The organism is Pannonibacter sp. CBAS1226 (assembly GCF_055685825.1).
Genome location: NZ_JBVOUO010000001.1, coordinates 1,480,374 through 1,497,836 on the forward strand (window position 1 = coordinate 1,480,374; position 17,463 = coordinate 1,497,836).

The following is a 17,463-nucleotide window of genomic DNA, read 5'->3' on the forward strand; positions in this document are numbered from 1 at the left end:
CTCCACGAAAGACCGGCAGCTCCTTAGACCGGCAGAGCTTATACCAAGGCGCTGAGATGCTGATGCATCACGCCTTGAAACTGCTCAGGTGCCGCACGGGCTTGACCAACTCTCGATGAGTTAAGCTCATCGAGAGTTGGTCTTAGTCATGCCACAGCCACAGCCAGAGACTGGACGAGACCACGGCAAAACGACCGCTGTAATCGCACAGCATCTTGAACAAAGAAAAACCCCGCAGCTTTCGCTGCGGGGTTTCCATCAAATCCAGAGGATCTGATTAGAACGTGCGCTGCACGCGGAACATGCCAACGATGGAGTCCTTGGAAGCACCACCCTTGATGTCGACGTTCTGGTACTCGAGCTCGCCACCGAAGATGAGACCGGAGACCGGCTCCCATACGAGGTTACCAGCAACGTTCCACTGCGTCACGTCAGCCAGACCGAACGGACGGTCGAGCTTGCCGTAAGAAGCGTCGAGGTTGGTCGACCACTGCGAGGTCCAGTAGTGGGTTGCACCGGCGGAAACACTCCAACCCTTGGTGGTCTTGGTGGAGCTGCCATCGAACACAGCATCAGCATAGGTGCTGTTGCCGTTACCCATGTAGCTGGTAGCACCATCGGCGTACTGAGCCTGGAAGGTGATGGAGTCCTTGGCTGCGATCATCGGCAGCTTGAAGGTCACACCAGCGCCGATGGCGTAGCCGACCTTGGTCTTGGACGACGTAGCGGCCAGGCGAGCTTCGTGCAGAGCACCCATCAGCTGGGCAGAACCCCAGCCCTGGTCGACGCGCAGGTTGGCAACGAGGTCCGGAGCGCGGTGGCCAACGGTGCCGATCTGACGGTAGGTGCCGTCTTCAACCGACAGGGTGGCGCTGATGCCGTTGCCGAAAGCAGCGGTGTAAGCAGCAACCCAGGTGGAACCCTTGTCGGAGAACACCTGGCTCATGCGGTTGAACGCAGAACCGGTGTAGTAGTCGAAGAAGGATGCAGTGCGGCCGAAGGTGAAGCTGCCGAACTGGATGAACGCCTTGTCCAGCGTGGTCGACGTGCCGCCGAGCGAGTCGGAGGTGAAGTAGGTGTCGATGTAAGCGCGAACCAGACCGTATTCGGTGTTGGTGCGGGCATCCAGACGGATGTAGGCACGAGCACGGGTCGAAGTACCAGCGTCGGTACGGTCATCCCAGCTGTTGTTGCTGTCGCCGAAGTCGTTGAAGTAGAAGTCAGCGCGGATACGGCCGCCAACGCGGAGGCAGGTCTCGGTGCCCGGGATGTAGAAGAAGCCCGTGCCGAAAGCGTCGCAAACGCGAACGTAGTCAACCGGCTCCGGAGCGACCGGCAGATCAGCGGCCTGTGCGGTGGTGGCAGCAGCAGCGGCAGCAGCCGCGCCGAGCAGAATGCTCTTAAGGTTCATTTTCTGACCTCCAAATCAGTCAATCAATGGTGTTCATCGCCGCCGCCCTCTTGGGCTACAATCGAATTCCACCGATCCCCGCGAATTGTTCTGATATTGCCACCGGCCGGAGGTATGATCCTTGGACGGCAATCCAGTGCGACCCGGAGGCCGCTCGCACAGTGACCATACCCATCCGCGTTTTTCGTTCAACCTCGAAACACCCTCCAGCCCCGGTCCGGAGCCGCTTTCAAAATGCGGTGTTGCACGAAAGTCACGACTTTGGGGGTGATCTTAAGAATCCCGTAACCAGTGCGGCCAGATCTGGGCGGAAAAACCCTTACGAATCCGTTTCTTCTCTGGTTAATCCGCCGCTGCGGGCCTGTTGAAAGCGTGTCTCTCACGCCGGATTCGGCGCGGCGGAAGGGCAACAGCGGGGCATTTCCGCCGTTCCCGGCCTCAGGTCAGGCCCTCTAAATCCGTTCCGTTCAGTGCAGGCGGACGCTGATCCGGTCGCTGCGGCCATCCGCATCCACGATCGTAATGACAGAATCGCCCGGACCATCGGGCGCCCAGGCAAGGCTGGTCATGAACTGGCCGGTTCCGACGGGGCGCCCGTTGGCAAACCAGGCATAGGGCCCGCGGCCGCCCTGAAGTTTCACCACCAGCGCCGCATTCCGGTCCGATGCAAGGCCAAGTTCGACCTCTGCGCCATCGGGCGGATAGGCGATTCGCAGCGCTGCGCTCTTCTGAACAGACTGTGTCCCGCCAGACTGAGCTGCAACGGGCCCTCCGCTGTCGAGCGAACGGACACGCGCTTCCTTCAGCGGCAGCGGCAATCCGGCATTGGCGCTCTGCAGCACGCCAGCAGGCGGCTGCGGCAGGGGAATGCGCTTGGCTCCCAGCCGCTGGAACGCCTCAAAGAGAATCGGTGCGGCAGAATTGATGCCGGTCATGCCCGGCACCGGCGTGCCGTCCGGCCGCCCGGTCCAGACGGCCACCACGTGCCGGCCATCGAATCCGGCCGCCACCGCATCCCGGTAGCCATAGGCCGTGCCGGTCTTGAAGGCGATTTCGCCCTCACCGCTCGAATCGGGCCGCGGCACGCCGAGAAGAACATCGCCCACATACCAGGCCGCCGCAGGCTCCAGCAGCGGCAGGGAAGACGGTCGGGCGCTTGCCTTCATGTCGAAGCGCAGCGGCATTGCCGTGCCGCCGTTGGCAAGGTCCGCATAGAGCGTTGCAAGATCCTTGAGGCTGAGGCCGACGCCGCCAAGACCAATGGCCAGCCCCGGCGCAACACCTGAGGGCAGAACCGGCTCGACGCCCGCGCGGCGCATACGCGCAGTCAGCTGGGCAGGCCCCACCGCATCCAGCAGCCGGACAGCAGGAATATTGAGCGAGAGCTGCAAGGCCTCGCGCACGGTCACGGTGCCTTGAAAGGACATGTCAAAGTTTGTCGGCGTGTAGCCGCCAATGCGGACGGGCCGGTCCTCAATGTAGCTTTCCGGGTGCGCAACCCCCTCCTCAAAGGCAAGCCCATAGATGAAGGGCTTCAGCGCCGAGCCGGGAGAGCGCACGGCGGTGACCATGTCCACGTGCCCCTGACGGCTTTCTTCCTCAAGGCCGGGCGAGCCAACCCAGGCCAGAATCTCGCCCGTGGTGTGATCGGCCACAAGGGCCGCAGCGGAAAGACGGGAATTGCCGCCCCGCACTTTCGAGGCCAGCAGGGCTTCGAGCGACTGCTGCAGATTGCGGTCAAGGGTCAGGCGCTGCTCCAGAGCCTGCGGATTGGCGCTCACCACCTGGCGGGTCAGGTGCGGGGCGATCATCGGCATGGCACGGCGGACGGAAGGGACAGATTCGCCCTTGGCGGCCTCTGCTTCTTCTTCATCCAGAACACCGGCCTCTACGGCCCTGTCCAGCACCCGGTCCCGCGCCACACGGGCAGCCTCCGGCGAGCGGTCCGGCCTGCGGGCTTCCGGCGCCTGCGGCAGGGCGACGAGCAGAGCAGCCTCTGCCGGCGTCAGACGGCCCGGCTCCTTGCCGAACCAGACAAGGCTTGCCGCCCGCACGCCTTCCAGATTACCGCCGAAGGGTGCGCGCAGAAGATAAAGCCGCAGGATCTCGTCCTTGGACAGATCCCGCTCCATGGCCAGTGCGGCCACCATCTGCTGATATTTGCCGGACAGGCTGCGCGTGTCCGCCTCGCGGGCAAGACGCGCAGTCTGCATGGTGAGGGTGGACCCACCGGAGATGATGCGCCCCGCCATCAGCATCTGGCCGAGGGAGCGGGCCAGCGCCAGAGGATCAACACCACCATGGTCCCGGAAGCGCCGGTCCTCGAAGGCGATGAGCATCCGTATATAAAGAGGATCAACGGCGGTGACGTCCACCGGCAGGCGCCAGCGCTCGTCAGAGGCGGTGAAAGCGCGCAGCAGATCGCCATTGCGGTCGAGCACTGTCCGGGAAACGGACAGGTCATCATATTTGCGGGCAGAGGGCACCGCCGCCACATCGAGCGCCACGCGCAAGGCCCCTGCCCCGGCAGCGGCAAGAACCAGCCCGGCAACGCAGCCCGTTAGCCAGAAGCGGCGGCGCCTGAAGCGCCAGCGCGGTGGTTTATTGTCCGGGCAGGAGGCCTCCCGCCCGGAAAGTTCAGATGATTGAACCAGCTTGTCTTCGCCATCGGTCATGACTGGCTCATCCCGTTTCAGCAGGCAGTGTTTACAACAGACTGCCAGTCAGGCTCCAGCTCCTCTCCCCCCTTGAGGGGGAGATGCCCCCGGCAGGGGGCAGAGGGGGGTATGCAGCCTGTCCGGTTGTAAGAGGGGGCCTGCCGTATTGAGGCGCAGCTACCCCCCTCTGTCAGCTTGCGCTGACATCTCCCCCTCAAGGGGGGAGAAGGGCGCTGCGGCAAAACGAAGGCCCAATCCTTCTCCGTGTGTCCAAAGTGAACAGTGCCGTTTCAGCAGGGAAGAGAGGGGGCCTCCCCTCCTCCGCTCAGCGCACCGGCCCGAGGATCTCGAACCGGCTTGTGGCCGTCACGCCGTAGCGGCTGGTGACATACATGTCCTCCACCGTGGCGGGCGGATGGGCATAGGAGCCCGGGGTCACCGCCCGCGCCAGATAGGCGAAGGTCAGCACCGGATCGCCAAAGCGGCGCTGGTCGACGGAGACCACGAAGCGGTCCTGACGGAACTCCACATGGTCGGGCATGTCGATGGTGTTGAGCCAGGACAGCGCCCCCAGATCGCCGGAGCGGACAAGGCGCGGATTGTCGATGACAAGGCCGCCGGGCAGCCGGTCCACCACGATCAGCCGGCCGTTGTTTTCCGTCAGCGGCTCCACTTCGATCACCACCACCAGGCGGCTGTTGTAGGGCACAGCGGCGGGGTCAACCTCAGCCCCGTCCAGATCATAGATCTTGCGGGAGATGGCAAAGCCCTCGCCACCTTCCGGCAGCGGCTCGGTTGTCTGGCCGGTCACGGTCAGCATGACGCGCTGCGGCTTGCCGCTCGTGTTCACGAAGGTGACAGCGTCATCCGAGACATCCTCGCCGGAGAAACGCCAGCCCAGACGGTCCGTCTGCTCCTGACCGTCCACGGTGAAGGTGGCCTTGCGGGCCTCTTCATTCGCCTGACGGGCAGCCATCAGCATCCAGGCCATTTCCTGGGTGGAGTTATAGGCGGTCACGTCCTGCTTGGCGGCGATGAAGTCCGCCACCGGGCCGCTCGCCTTGCTCTGCCCGGCTTCCGACATATAGGTCAGAATGCCTGCAGCATCGCGCACCGGCGAGCCATAGTCCGCGCGGAAGATGCCGGCCCGCTCCAGCGGCAGGGCATCGGCAGCCTTTTCAAAGCCGCGGGCCGAGCGCTGCTGTTCACCGTAAAGGGCGAGAGCGGCGGAGACCTGTGCCTTGGCCAGCGGGGTCGAGAAGTCCTCGAACTTCACATCCATATAGTAGCGCAGGTCGCCGATGGAGGCCCGGCCCGTCCGTGACAGGACATAAAGCGCATAGGCAATGCCCTCCCCGCCCGACGAGAAGTCATTGGCGTAGGAGACACGGTTCTGCAGGCTGTCGAGCGCCGCGGTATAGGCCACATCCGGCACGTCATAGCCCTTTTCACGGGCACGCACGAGGAAGTCCGTCACATAGGCGTCGAGCCAGGTGTCGCTTTCGCCATAGCTGTTCCACATGCCGAAGGAACCGGAATAGTTCTGGTTCGCCAGCACGCGGGCGATGGCGTTGACGACCCGCTCACGCAGTTCCGGATCCGTGCCGAGCCCGGCATCTGCCGCCACCTCATTGAGATACAGCAGCGGCAGGGCGCGACTCGTCGTCTGCTCGGTGCAGCCATAGGGATAGCGGTCCAGCGCATCCAGAAGGCCGGGCACGTCAATATCCGCCTTGCCGCCGATGGCAAGGCTGACGGATGCCGTGTCCGCATGGAAGCCATCGAGGGTGGAGCTGTCCAGCACCAGTTCCTCGCCTGCCCCCAGTTCGAACGTCTCCGTCTGGGTGGAATAGGGCTGGGTATCGCGCACGCCCAGCTTAAGGGACTTGGACGCCGTGGTGCCTTCCGGCCCGGACATGGCCAGATCAATGGCCGCATCACCCACCGCCTCCATGGCCTTTACGGGCAGGCGCAGTTCCAGCTTGCCGCCCTTGGCGAGGTCCAGCGTGCGGGTGGTCTGGCCGTCTTCCAGCTCCACCGGCCCATCGATGCTGGTCACCAGCTCATAGGAACCGGCGGGACCATCCACATTGTCGATCTCGATCAGGATGCGCGAGGTGTCGCCCGGTGCCATGAAGGCCGGCAGGCTGGTGCTCATCACCACCGGATCGCGCACCTGCACGTCGCGGCTGGCTTCGCCCACGCCACTGGCGGACCAGGCAACGGCCATCAGCTTCAGGGTTCCGTTGAAGTCCGGCACGTTGAAGGTAACAGCCGCCGTGCCGTCATCGCTGACTTCAACGATGCCGGAGAACAGGGCCACCGGCTCCTCGTCGGGCGGCGGGGCCTTGAGGCCGGAGCCGCCGTCACCGCCGGAGCGCACCGTGCCGCGTGTGCCGGCCGTGCGGTCGATCAGCTGGCCGTAAAGGTCACGGATCTCGATGCCGAGGCGGCGCTGGCCGAAGTACCAGGAGCTGGGCTCCGGTGCCTTGTAGCCCGTGAGATTGAGGATGCCCACATCCACGGCAGCCAGCGTCACATAGGCCTTGTCGCCAGCAGGCAGGTTGGCAAGCTTCAGGGTTGCGGTCAGCTCCTGACGCGGGCGCATGGTGTCCGGCGCGGTGATCTCCACCGCCAGCTTGCGCTCGCCCGGCTCCACCTTGCCCCAGGCAAGGCCGATGCTGCGGGCGGGCATGCGCTTGGCGTCGATGTCCATCGGCCGCAGCAGGGTCGCCGTCACATAGGCCCCTGCCCCCCAGTCATCCGTCACCGTCAGGCTGACTTCGGTTTCCGAACCATCCACCTCGACGGTTTTGGTTTCCAGCAGGCCATCGCCAAAGACGTTGATCACGGCAACGCCTTCCGTCTTCGGCTTCAGGCGCAGGATGGCCGTTTCACCGGGGCGGTAGGCGGACTTGTCGAGGCCCACTTCCAGCCGGTCCGGCGTATCGGAAGAGCCGCCGGCCGAGTACCAGCCGGCCGAGAAGGTATCGCTGGTCTCAGCCGGCTGACTGCCGCCGAGCGAGACTTCCAGCTTGTACTCACCCCAGTTCACCGGCAGGGAGAGCCGCGCCGGACCATCGGAGGGAATGTCGATCTTGCCGGAGGACACCCGTTCGCTGGAGGTCACCGGTTCGAAGTTCCACTGGCCGTCGCTGCGGTACCACTGATAGCGGCGGTCGATGCGCGACAGGGTCCAGGTGATGCCCTTGCCTGCAATCTGCTTGCCGTTTTCATCGACGAGCACGATCTCGTAATCCGCCGGGCCGCCTTCATCGACGCCGCCTGAGAAGAGCGGCTTCACGCCGATACGCGGACCGCCGGGCAGAACCGGCAGATCAAGGCTGCGCTCCACATAGCGCCCGCCGGTTTCCACCAGACGGGTGACCAGCGTCGAGGTGTAGAGCCCCGACGTGGGTTGCAGTTGCGGCAGAGCGAGCGGGAAGGTCACCACACCATTTTCATCGGTCGCAAGGCCTTCGGGCAGGCTGGCGCGTTCCGGATAGATGCCCTCGTCCGCAAGGCCGAAGACATAGCCGGGGAAGCCCGCAAGGTTGCGGACCGGGGCAGCGATGATCTCGCCCTCAAGCGTCTGGTTGGCCGCCGGGGCGCCATAGAGGAACCGCCCTTCCACCGTCACGTCCACCGGCCGGGCAAGGCTCAGGGCATCGGCCGATGCTTTCAGCGTGTAGTCTACGCGTTCCGGCTGATAGTCCTCCACGAGGAAGGTCTTTTCGGCCAGTGCGTTGCCTTTGGGGTCCAGATAAACCCGCAGCGTCCAGGAGCCCTGCTGCACACCGGCCGGCAGGGACAGATCCTGAAGATAGCCGCCCAGACCGCCGTCATTGATCACGGTACGGGAATATTCGACGCCATCGGGGCGGATGAAGATGAAGGTCAGCGGCAGATCCGTCTGGGCATCGGCCTTGGCGGTGCGCAGCAGCGCCTGGGCGTGCACCGTCTCACCCGAGCGGTAAATGCCCTTGTCGGTCCAGCTGAACACATCCAGCGGCCCGGGAGCCGGACGGCCCTCGACCCCACGGTCGGACAGATCGAAGGCCGGCTTGCGCAGGTCGAGGAAGGAGTAGTCGCCCTGCTCTGTTTCAGCAACGACCAGCGCCGGAGCCCGGCCGCCGCGGCCGCGCGACAGGCCGGCCGCAAAACTGGCAAGGCCGTTGGCATCGGAGATGGTCTCGCCCAGCACCTCATTGTTGACGGCAACGAGGCGCACTTTCACGCCTGCCATCGGTTTGGCATCGGAGAGCGAGCGCAGCGAGGCAATCACCCCTTCCGTGCCCGAATAGGAGCTGAGGCCGATTTCGGAGACAATGAACCACTGGGTGGCCTTGCTGCTCCACTCGTCGGTCTTGTCGAGCTTCGACTTGGCCGACATGGCATAGACGCCCGGCTTCAGCTCAAGGCCCATGTCCTCGAGCGGGATCGCCGTCGTCACGTCCTCGTTCAGCGGGCTGGCCGTCTCCACGACGCCGGACCAGACCTTCTCGCCAAGCTGTTCCTCAAGCTGGTTGCTGTCATAGTAGGACAGCTGGCGCATGAAACGCTCGTCGCGCACCACGTCCACAAGGCCGCGGTCGCCGACGCGGAAGATTTCCAGCGCCACTTCCTTGCTGTTGACGGAAACAACCGGGATCGTCGCGTCCTTGCCCTTCGGCAGCACATAGGCCCGGCCGAGGAAGTGGACGGACGGCGCGCGGTCGCGGATGTAAAGCGTCAGATTGGCAGTCCTCTCCAGCTTTTCGCCATCGTTGGCGGGCACACCGGCGCGCAGTTGCATGTCATAGCGCTGGCCATGGCGCACACCGGTGACGCAAAGCTGCGAGCCTTCGGAGGTGACCGCCGTACCGTTGCCGCCCTGCACTTTCACGAAGTCAGAGAAATCCCTGTTCTTTTCCAGCTCATCGGAAAAGATGACGCAGATACGCGGTTCGGCCGCATCCGCGTCCACCCGGTGATCGAGAATGCGGAAGCCGTGGTCCGCGACCATCTTTTCATAGCGCTGTGTCAGGGACGGATCGGACGGATTGAGATCGCGCGCCTTGCGCAGGCTGCGGATCGCCGGTTTCCACTCCTGCGACAGGGCAAAGGCTTTTGACAGCGCGTCAAGCGCGGCGCCCTGCTGGCCGCTGTCAGCGGCGTTGAGGTAACCATTGACCGCTGCCGAAATGCTGTTGCGGCGCAGGGCCATGCGCTGCTCCCAGTCGTCCGGCTGCTGGTTGACCTGCGCCAGAGACAGGCCGGTCCATGCGGCACTGTTGGCCGTATCCACGGCCAGAAGCGAGCTGAAGGCCGCCTGCGCCTGCGTATAGGAGCTCATCAACAGGTCCTGTTCGGCCTGCTGCAACTGGGTCTCGACAGGGGTGCTGGCCGGCGTGCTGGTCCGCGTCACCTGCGAGGCATAACGCTGGGCTTCTTCCATGTAGTAGTTGGAAACGAAGCTCAGCTCGGCCCGCCGCTCGGCGATGGTGGCCGTGGAAGAGGCCCGGACCTCGACCACACGGCCGGCAATGGCACCGTTGAAGGCCTGAAGCTCGCCCTGTGCATTCTTCAGGAAGCACCAGCGGGCGGAGGTGTTGTAGGTGAAGGCCTTGCACTGGCGGTCATCAAGGCAGGCACTTTCGCAGGTGGCGATGTCCACATCCTTGACCGTGCGGTAGTCGCCGCCGAAGTAATCGGCATTGGGCACCTGCACGATACGCTTCTGCTGGGCTGCCGCCGGGGCCACTCCGGCCAGCGGCAGAATCACCGATGCCGCCAGAAGGGCCGCGAAGCCGTGCCGCACGAAGGCCGGAACCGGAGCCGCGCTCCATCCCTCCGGCGTGAACATCCGCTTCAAAATCCGCATGATAGTGCCTCCCGGGCGGTTTCTGACGGTTTCAGGCCGTTCGAACCGCCGCAACATTGCCTGCCGGCCAAAACCTGCCGGCACAGCAAAACCTCAGACGCCCCAGGCGGGGCAAAATGACCTCAAAAAATCCATCGGGAGCATCGCGGCAGGACACCCTCCGCGTCAAGCGATGCAGATCACATTTTGGGCGATGGCATGGCTGATGCGAGACACTCGAAGAGCCCGGCTGAACGGGTCCGTCCGTTATTCGGCCTTCGGACCAAGCAGCGCAGCGATGGCCTGCATCAGGCTGTCAGCTTCCGCCGCCGCCTTGCCGCGCGGATCGGTCTCGAACACGGTCAGCCCCTCGCCCATGGAAGCGGCAAAACCGGTGCGGTTGCCGAGCATCGGCGCCAGCCGCTCCAGCCCCTGCGCCCGGATGGCTTCTTCCACATCCACCGTCAGGGCCGCACGCGGCGGCACCCGGTTGAGGATCAGGAAGGCAGGCGTATCCTCGCGCTTTGCCATCTGAAAGGTCTGGCCCGTGGCCCACAGGTCCACCGGGGTCGGCTGCACCGGCACAAGCACCAGTTCGGCCGCATCAATGGCCGGCCTTGCGTCCACATCCGTCTTCGGCGGCGTGTCGATGATGACGAAATCATGGTCGCGGGCGAGCGCCTTGGCCTCACGCCGCGCACCCCAGCCGCTGGCGGTGCGCAGGGTGATGCCGGTCGTCTCCTCACCCAGCTTGCGCTCACGCGCTTCATACCAGGTGCCGAGCGAGCCCTGCGGGTCCACATCCAGAATGGCGACCCTCAGCCCCTTGGGCAGTCCCGTCACGATGCCGTTCAGGAACCCGGATGCCACATGCGCGGTCAGGGTGGTCTTGCCCGATCCACCCTTCTGCTGGGCGACTGTCAGAATATGTCCCGTCATTCCTGCCCCCGCGCAAGCAATCTGCAGCAGCCTACTGGCCGCCAAGCGCCTGATAGATGCGGTAACCCGGTCTGCCCGTTACAGGCAAGCCAAAGTTTTGTTCCGCTTTCTTGATGCTCTCACGGGTTGCCGGACCGACGCGGCCGTCAACTTCGCCGTCATAGAACCCGCCGCGCGCCAGAAGCTTCTGCAATTCCAAACGCTTGGCCCGTGAAAGACCGGGATCATCCGTTGGCCAGGCTGCCGCAAAAGGCTCTCCACTCGAAATCAGCTGCGACAAAAGCGCAATCGCAAGGCCATAGGATTGCGAGGCGTTGTAGGAGAACAGCGCATCGAAGTTGCGGGTGACGAGGAAGGCCGGGCCATTGGCACCCGCGGGCCGGATCAGCCCCGCCTCCGTGCTGCCTGACAGGGGCTTGCCATCGAGGCGGCGGATGCCGCGCCGGGCCCAGTTGTCGAGGCTCGCCTTTTCCCGGCGGCCAACGGGTCCCTTGTAGTCCTTCGGCAGGCGCACCTCATAGCCCCAGGGCCGTCCCTGCTGCCAGCCCGCATCCTTGAGAAAATTGGCGGTGGACGCCAGCGCATCGGCGGTGGTGCCGACCAGATCCTTGCGGCCATCGCCGTCAAAATCCACGGCAAGGCGGATATAGGTGGTGGGCATGAACTGGGTCTGGCCGAAGGCCCCGGCCCAGGAGCCGATGAATTTCTCCGGCGGCACATCACCCCGGCTGGCAATCTGCAGTGTCTTGATCAGCTCGTCGCGGAAATATTTGGAGCGGCGGCTGCCGGCACAGGCAAGGTTCGCCAGGGCGTGAGGCGTGTAGAAATCGCCCATGGACTTGCCGAAGTCGCTCTCGATGCCCCAGACGGCGACGACCACATGCGCCTCGACGCCATAGGCCTTTTCAACGGCAGCCAGCACCGTCTTGTGCTGCAGCAGCAGGGCCTTGCCGTCGCGGATGCGCTCTTCATCCACCAGGGTCGCCATATAGTCCCAGATCGGCGTTTCATATTCCGGCTGGCTGGTGGAGAAGCGCAGGACGCGCTCGTCCGTCTTGGCTCCGTCGAGCATGCGGGAGGCGATCTCGGGGCGCACGCCGGCTGCCACTGCATCACTCTTCAGCCGCTCCAGACAGCTGCCGAGCGCGCGGGCTTCGCCCATGCCGGCAAAGCCGCCGAGCATCGCAGCCGCAACGGCGCCGCAGGCCGCACGCCCTGTCCCCGCCAGAAATCCGCTTTTCAGAAACTCACCCGCCAGAACCTGCCTCAGCCGCACCGTCATTCTCCTCGCCTGACGCCGGATGCCCCCACCCTGCGCCGTGCCGCAAATCACCTGCCCGCATCACCTGCAATTGCAAACTGTAGCGGATTTGTGGCGGCTTCGTGAGATGCTGCGGTGCAAATTGGCCAAAAGAAGTAGAGGCTACCGCAACAGGCGCATCAATGCGGCGGAAAGGCCGCTCGCCGGATCACACAGATCAAAGACGATGTCGAAATGATTGCGGCCGGGCACCACCAGTTCGGGAGCAGCGAGCGCCGTGGCATAAGCGCGGGTCTGGCGGTGGAAACCGGAAACCTCGTGCTCTGCAACCGCAATCACCGAGGCAGGCGCGCCTGCCGGAGCACGCAAAGGGCTGAGGGCTTCAACCTCCTGCGGGGTCAGGTTCATCCAGTCCTGCACATGGCTTCCTGCAATGGGCGCCAGTTCGAACAGGCCGCTGAGCGGCAGCGCGCCTTTCAGCACCTGCCCCGGCAAAGCAAAGTCCTTCTGCCAGCCGTTCATCATGAGTGTTCCGGCCAGATGCCCGCCGGCGGAGCTGCCGGTGACCACAATGCGGTTGCGGTCGATGCCGAGGCTTTCCGCCTGATGCCAGAGCCAGGCAAGGGCCGCGCGCATCTGCCGGGTGATTTCGGTGAGCGAAACGGTGGGAGCGAGTGTGTAATCCGGCACGGCGGTGGCAATGCCAAGGTCGGCCAGCAGCGGCGCCATGAAGGCCGACTGGTCCTTCGACAGCGCCCGCCAGTAGCCGCCATGGATGAAGACCAGCAGAGGCCGCAGCTCGCCCGCACGGGTGCCGTAAAGATCGAGCTTTTCCCCGCTCGGCCCGTCATAGACCAGATCGAGCCTTGCCCCGGCCATCGCCTTGGCCGGGCGGGAGCGGTTACCGTACTCCGCGATGATCTGCGCAAACCGCTCGGGTGTGACGCAGTTTTTCGCGGTGTAATCCGCGTCCAGCCGGTCGCGCGGCCAGGCGCCTTCGGCAATCAAGGTCGTGGCAGTGGCAGGAACGTCGGACATGGCTCAATTCCTTCAAGCAGAAGCTGCGGCACCGCTCGCGTCAGAGCACCAGCGCGCCCGCCCGGTTTTCGATCAGGCGCACCAGCGACAGGGCGGTCATTTCTGAGGATTTCGGATTGGAGGCGAGCGGCTTGTTGGTCAGCATCAGCTCCATGCTGCCGAAGGCACCACTGGCCGTCAGGCGGTGAGCATTGCCGGCAGCCGCCGGGTCTGCCACCAGCGCCACTTCCGTCCGGTCGAGACCGAGCCCGGCCATGGCGGAGATGACGGCCACATTGGCATTTTGCGGATAGGCGGCAGCCGCTTGCCGGGCGGTGCCGGTGAAGAAGGTGTGGGCCGAGGTGAGATGGTCCAGATCACAGGCCGCCATGGCCGGTGTGCCCTGCCATGCCGCGGGCGGTTTGATGATCTCGTGGCGCACATGATCGAGCCCCAGCCGGGAAGCTGCGGCCAGCGCATCAATGCCGCCGAGGGCGCCGGGGGGGACGAGGATCTGGGCGCCGGTGCCTGTGGCCAGCGCCAGCAGTTCGTCCAGCAGATCCCCCTCCACGAAGGCCGATGTGGAGGACACGGCAAAGTCCATTCCGGCTGCAAGAGCAGCGCGGCCAAACGGGGCGACACTCTCCCGCCCTGCGGCTTCCAGCACGAGGCCCGGCCTCTGCCCTGCCCCGTCCGTCAGCTCTTCCGGAGAACTGATGTGGCGGCATCCCTCCGGCAGCCCACCAAGATCTGCAGCCGCATCACGGGTGGCAACCGCAACAATACGGACCGGCGCCTTGCGCTCAGCCAGAACCGCCGCCACCCGGCGGGCGATGGCGCCCCAGCCGATGAGGGCGACGGCCAGCTCAGAGCCCTGCATAGGCCTGCACCTGTTCTGCGTCCCGGTCCATGTCCTCTCCCGTCCCGCTCCAGACCGTACGGCCTTTCTCGACCACATAGTGCCGGTCGGCAAGGCGCTTGAGAACCGACAGGTTCTTGTCGATCAGCAGGATCGACTGACCCTCGCGCTTGAGGTGCTCGATGCAGTGCCAGATTTCCGTGCGGATGACCGGGGCAAGCCCTTCGGTCGCCTCGTCAAGGATCAGCAGGCGCGGGTTGGTCATCAGCGCGCGGCCCACGGCCAGCATCTGCTGCTCGCCGCCCGACAGGGTGGCCGCCATCTGGTGCGCCCGCTCCCTGAGGCGGGGAAACAGGTCATAGACCCGCTCCAGCGTCCAGGGGTCCTTGCGCTTCAGCCGGTTGGAGGCGGTGGCGACAAGGTTCTCGCGCACATTCAGCGTGGGGAAGATCTGGCGCCCTTCCGGCACCAGCCCTGCCCCGAGCCGGGCAATGCGCTCCGGCGCAAGGCCTGCGGTGGCCACGCCCTCGAACTCAATGCCGCCACCGCGCGGGGCCAGAAGCCCCATGATGCAGCGAACGGTGGTGGTCTTGCCCATGCCGTTGCGGCCCATGAGCGTCACCACCTCGCCCTCGCGGATCTCAAGGTTGATGTCGAACAGAACCTGGCTCTTGCCATAGGCGGCCTGAAGGTTGGAGACGCTCAGCACAGTTCGTCCTCCGCTCCGAGATAGGCCTCACGCACGGCCGGGTTGTTGCGGATCTCGTCCACCGTGCCGCTGGCGATGATGCGGCCATAGACGAGCACAGAGATACGGTCGGCAAGGGCGAAGACCGCCTCCATGTCATGCTCCACCAGCAGCATCGCAGCGCTCTTGCGCGTCTCGTTCAGCATGCCGATCATGGCCTGACTTTCCACATGGCCAAGACCGGCCATGGGTTCGTCCAGCAGCAGGAGGCGCGGCTTCATGGCAAGGGCCACCAGCAGTTCCAGCTGCTTCTTCTCGCCATGGGAGAGGTCCGACACGCGCACCCTGCCCCGCCCGGCAAGGCCGCTGGATGCCACCCGCTCCTCCGCCTCGGCCCAGACGGAACCGCGGCCGCGGACGAGATCGAAGATGCGGAAATTGTGGCCCTCGCGCACCTGGATCGCCATGCCGATGTTCTCGAGCACGGTCATCTCGTCGAGAAGGCTGGTGATCTGGAAGGTACGCCCAAGGCCGAGAGCCACGCGCTCCGGCACCTTCAGGCCGGAAATCTCCTGACCGGCCAGCCTGATGGAGCCTTCATCTGAGACAAGTTCGCCGCAGAGCTGGTTGATCAGGGTGGACTTGCCAGCCCCATTTGGTCCGATGAGGGCGTGGATCTCGCCCTCGCGCACATCAAGGCTGACGTGATCGGTGGCAATGAGGCCGCCGAAGGTTTTCACCAGCCCCTCTATGGACAGGATGACGCTCATTGGCCGCCTCCCCTGACAAGACGTGACACGCGGGCGATGAGGGCCTGCAGCCCGCCGCGCGTGCCCAGCACCAGCAGCAGCAGGATCAGGCCGAGCGCCAGAGGCCAGTGCTCGGACCATTGCGCGAGGAATGTTTCCAGCACCAGGAATGCGCCTGCGCCGAGGAAGGGCCCGAACAGGGTGCCGACACCGCCGAGGATGACCATGATCATCAGCTCGCCCGATTTGGTCCAGTGCATCATGTCCGGCGAGGCAAAGCGCAGGAAGTTGGCCATCAGTGCCCCGGCAAGCCCCGCGCCCATGCCCGACAGCACGAAGGCGTAGAGCTTGTAGCGGTAGGCCGGGATGCCGAGGGCCGCCATGCGCCGCTCGTTCTGGCGAATGCCGGAAATCACCGCACCGAAGCTCGACTGCGTCAGGCGGCGCAGGCCGAAGAAGAACAGGACGGTTATGGCCAGCACCACGTAATAGAAGGTGGCCCTGTCGCGCATGTTGAGCCCCGGCAGCTCGTTGCTGCGGCGGATGATGATGCCGTCCTCGCCGCCATAGGCCTTCAGCGAAACGAACAGGAAGAACAGCATCTGCGCAAAGGCGAGCGTGATCATGATGAACTGCACGCCGCCGGTGCGCAGCGACAGCGAGCCGATGACCGCCGCGAAGAAGCCGGCCACCAGAACCGCCAGAGGCAGGGTGATCAGCATCTGATCCGTGCCGGGAATGAAGCCGAACAGCGGCTCGCCGCTGGAATGGTGGGTGGCGAGAATGCCCACCACATAGGCGCCGATGCCGAAGAAGGCGGCGTGTCCGAAGCTGACCATGCCGCCATAGCCGAGCACGAAGTTGAGGCTGGCAGCGGCCATGCCATAGATGAGAATGCGCGTTGCCAGCGCCAGCAGCGAGGCCTGGCCGAATTCGGCCGTCAGCGTGGGAATGGCGGCGAGAAAGACGATGAGCAGAAGGGCAAGGATAGGCTTGCGCATCACGACCCCGCTGCAAACAGGCCCTTGGGCCGGACAAGAAGGACAAGGGCCATCAGCAGGTAGATCCCCATCGACGAGATGCCGGTGCCGAGCGCATCGGCTTCCGGCCCGGCCATGAAATTGCGCAGAAGGCCCGGCAGGAAAGCGCGCAGGCAGGTGTCGATGACACCAAGCGTGATGCCCGCCACGAATGCGCCCCGGATCGAGCCGACCCCGCCGATGACGACCACAACAAAAGTCGCCAGCAGGATCTGCTCGCCCATGCCCACCTGAACGGCGAGGATCGGCCCGGCCATATAGCCAGCGAGCCCCGCCAGCAGCGCACCAAGGCCGAAGACCACCGTGTAGAGCAGGCGGATATCAACACCGAGCGCCCGAACCATCTCGCGGTTGGTCGAGCCTGCCCGGACCAGCATGCCGATGCGGGTGCGGTTGATGAGGAAATAGAGCCCCACCGCCACCAGAAGCCCCGTGCCGATGATCAGCAGCCGGTACGGCGGATAGTAAAGCCCCGGCAGCAGTTCCACCGATCCATCGAAGCCGGAGGGAAGCAGCGTGAAGACCGGTGAGCGGCCGAACAGCATGACGATGATCTGGTTGAACATCAGAATGAGCGCAAAGGTCGCCAGCACCTGATCCAGATGATCACGGCTGTAGAGCTTGCGGATCACCAGCGCCTCGATGGCAAGGCCGGTGAGGGCAGCGGCGCCAAGGGCTGCGGGAATGCCGAGCCAGAAGCTGCCCGTCTCCCCCGCGACCCAGGTGCCCGCATAGGCGCCCACCATGTAGAGCGACCCATGGGCGAGGTTGATCACCCCCATGATGCCGAAAATCAGCGTCAGCCCGGCCGCCAGCAGAAACAGCATGACGCCGTACTGAAGGCCGTTCAGCAATTGCTCGAGTACTAGGATCATCCGCCCGTCCGGTAATTATCAGAACTATGACTGGCAAGGCACAGAGGTTCAGTCCGGCGCCCGTGGCGGACGTCCGGCTGGCTGCACCCGGCAGGCCTGAGGGTCAGGCCGGGAACCGGATGCGC

The 17,463-nt window shown here is 64.8% G+C and carries 11 protein-coding genes; all 11 read right to left on the bottom strand.

Annotated elements, in window-relative coordinates; genetic code table 11:
- Positions 1-277: 277 nt before the first annotated feature.
- A complete protein-coding gene (locus AC0CMF_RS06820) occupies positions 278-1,411 on the bottom strand; it encodes a porin (protein WP_374630087.1) in 1,134 nt (377 codons plus the stop codon).
- A gap of 467 nt (positions 1,412-1,878) precedes the next feature.
- A complete protein-coding gene (gene pbpC, locus AC0CMF_RS06825; RefSeq protein WP_374630088.1) occupies positions 1,879-4,086 on the bottom strand; it encodes a penicillin-binding protein 1C in 2,208 nt (735 codons plus the stop codon).
- A 307-nt stretch (positions 4,087-4,393) separates the two neighbouring features.
- Complete coding sequence (locus AC0CMF_RS06830; protein WP_374630089.1) at positions 4,394-9,931, bottom strand: MG2 domain-containing protein; 5,538 nt, start codon at positions 9,929-9,931, stop codon at positions 4,394-4,396.
- 246 nt (positions 9,932-10,177) lie between these two features.
- On the bottom strand, positions 10,178-10,849 hold the full coding sequence (gene parA, locus AC0CMF_RS06835) for a ParA family partition ATPase (protein ID WP_374630090.1): 672 nt from the start codon (positions 10,847-10,849) through the stop codon (positions 10,178-10,180).
- Positions 10,850-10,880: 31 nt separating this feature from the next.
- Complete coding sequence (locus tag AC0CMF_RS06840) at positions 10,881-12,131, bottom strand: lytic murein transglycosylase (protein WP_374630091.1); 1,251 nt, start codon at positions 12,129-12,131, stop codon at positions 10,881-10,883.
- Between the two features lie 141 nt (positions 12,132-12,272).
- Positions 12,273-13,148 carry an alpha/beta hydrolase gene (locus tag AC0CMF_RS06845; protein WP_374630092.1) on the bottom strand — a complete coding sequence of 292 codons (876 nt, stop codon included), beginning with the start codon at positions 13,146-13,148 and terminating at the stop codon, positions 12,273-12,275.
- A 40-nt stretch (positions 13,149-13,188) separates the two neighbouring features.
- Positions 13,189-14,007: an aspartate dehydrogenase gene (locus AC0CMF_RS06850; protein ID WP_374630093.1), complete on the bottom strand. Its 819-nt coding sequence runs from the start codon at positions 14,005-14,007 to the stop codon at positions 13,189-13,191.
- Complete coding sequence (locus tag AC0CMF_RS06855) at positions 13,994-14,695, bottom strand: ABC transporter ATP-binding protein (RefSeq protein WP_374630094.1); 702 nt, start codon at positions 14,693-14,695, stop codon at positions 13,994-13,996. Before AC0CMF_RS06855 ends, AC0CMF_RS06850 begins: the two co-directional genes overlap by 14 nt.
- Positions 14,689-15,444 (bottom strand): ABC transporter ATP-binding protein, encoded by a 756-nt coding sequence (locus AC0CMF_RS06860; RefSeq protein ID WP_122519768.1) that lies wholly within the window; start codon positions 15,442-15,444, stop codon positions 14,689-14,691. Before AC0CMF_RS06860 ends, AC0CMF_RS06855 begins: the two co-directional genes overlap by 7 nt.
- Positions 15,441-16,424: a branched-chain amino acid ABC transporter permease gene (locus tag AC0CMF_RS06865; protein ID WP_050471278.1), complete on the bottom strand. Its 984-nt coding sequence runs from the start codon at positions 16,422-16,424 to the stop codon at positions 15,441-15,443. Before AC0CMF_RS06865 ends, AC0CMF_RS06860 begins: the two co-directional genes overlap by 4 nt.
- Positions 16,424-17,338 (bottom strand): branched-chain amino acid ABC transporter permease, encoded by a 915-nt coding sequence (locus AC0CMF_RS06870; RefSeq protein WP_374630095.1) that lies wholly within the window; start codon positions 17,336-17,338, stop codon positions 16,424-16,426. The genes AC0CMF_RS06865 and AC0CMF_RS06870 overlap by 1 nt, the downstream gene beginning before the upstream one ends.
- Positions 17,339-17,463 lie beyond the last annotated feature (125 nt).

Bases quoted from the DNA above. Each gene is read 5' to 3' on its own strand.
- AC0CMF_RS06820 (WP_374630087.1), bottom strand. From the start codon at position 1,411: ATGAACCTTAAGAGCATTCTGCTCGGCGCGGCTGCTGCCGCTGCTGCT.
- pbpC (WP_374630088.1), bottom strand. From the start codon at position 4,086: ATGACCGATGGCGAAGACAAGCTGGTTCAATCATCTGAACTTTCCGGG.
- AC0CMF_RS06830 (WP_374630089.1), bottom strand. From the start codon at position 9,931: ATGCGGATTTTGAAGCGGATGTTCACGCCGGAGGGATGGAGCGCGGCT.
- parA (WP_374630090.1), bottom strand. From the start codon at position 10,849: ATGACGGGACATATTCTGACAGTCGCCCAGCAGAAGGGTGGATCGGGC.
- AC0CMF_RS06840 (WP_374630091.1), bottom strand. From the start codon at position 12,131: ATGACGGTGCGGCTGAGGCAGGTTCTGGCGGGTGAGTTTCTGAAAAGC.
- AC0CMF_RS06845 (WP_374630092.1), bottom strand. From the start codon at position 13,148: ATGTCCGACGTTCCTGCCACTGCCACGACCTTGATTGCCGAAGGCGCC.
- AC0CMF_RS06850 (WP_374630093.1), bottom strand. From the start codon at position 14,007: ATGCAGGGCTCTGAGCTGGCCGTCGCCCTCATCGGCTGGGGCGCCATC.
- AC0CMF_RS06860 (WP_122519768.1), bottom strand. From the start codon at position 15,444: ATGAGCGTCATCCTGTCCATAGAGGGGCTGGTGAAAACCTTCGGCGGC.
- AC0CMF_RS06865 (WP_050471278.1), bottom strand. From the start codon at position 16,424: ATGCGCAAGCCTATCCTTGCCCTTCTGCTCATCGTCTTTCTCGCCGCC.
- AC0CMF_RS06870 (WP_374630095.1), bottom strand. From the start codon at position 17,338: ATGATCCTAGTACTCGAGCAATTGCTGAACGGCCTTCAGTACGGCGTC.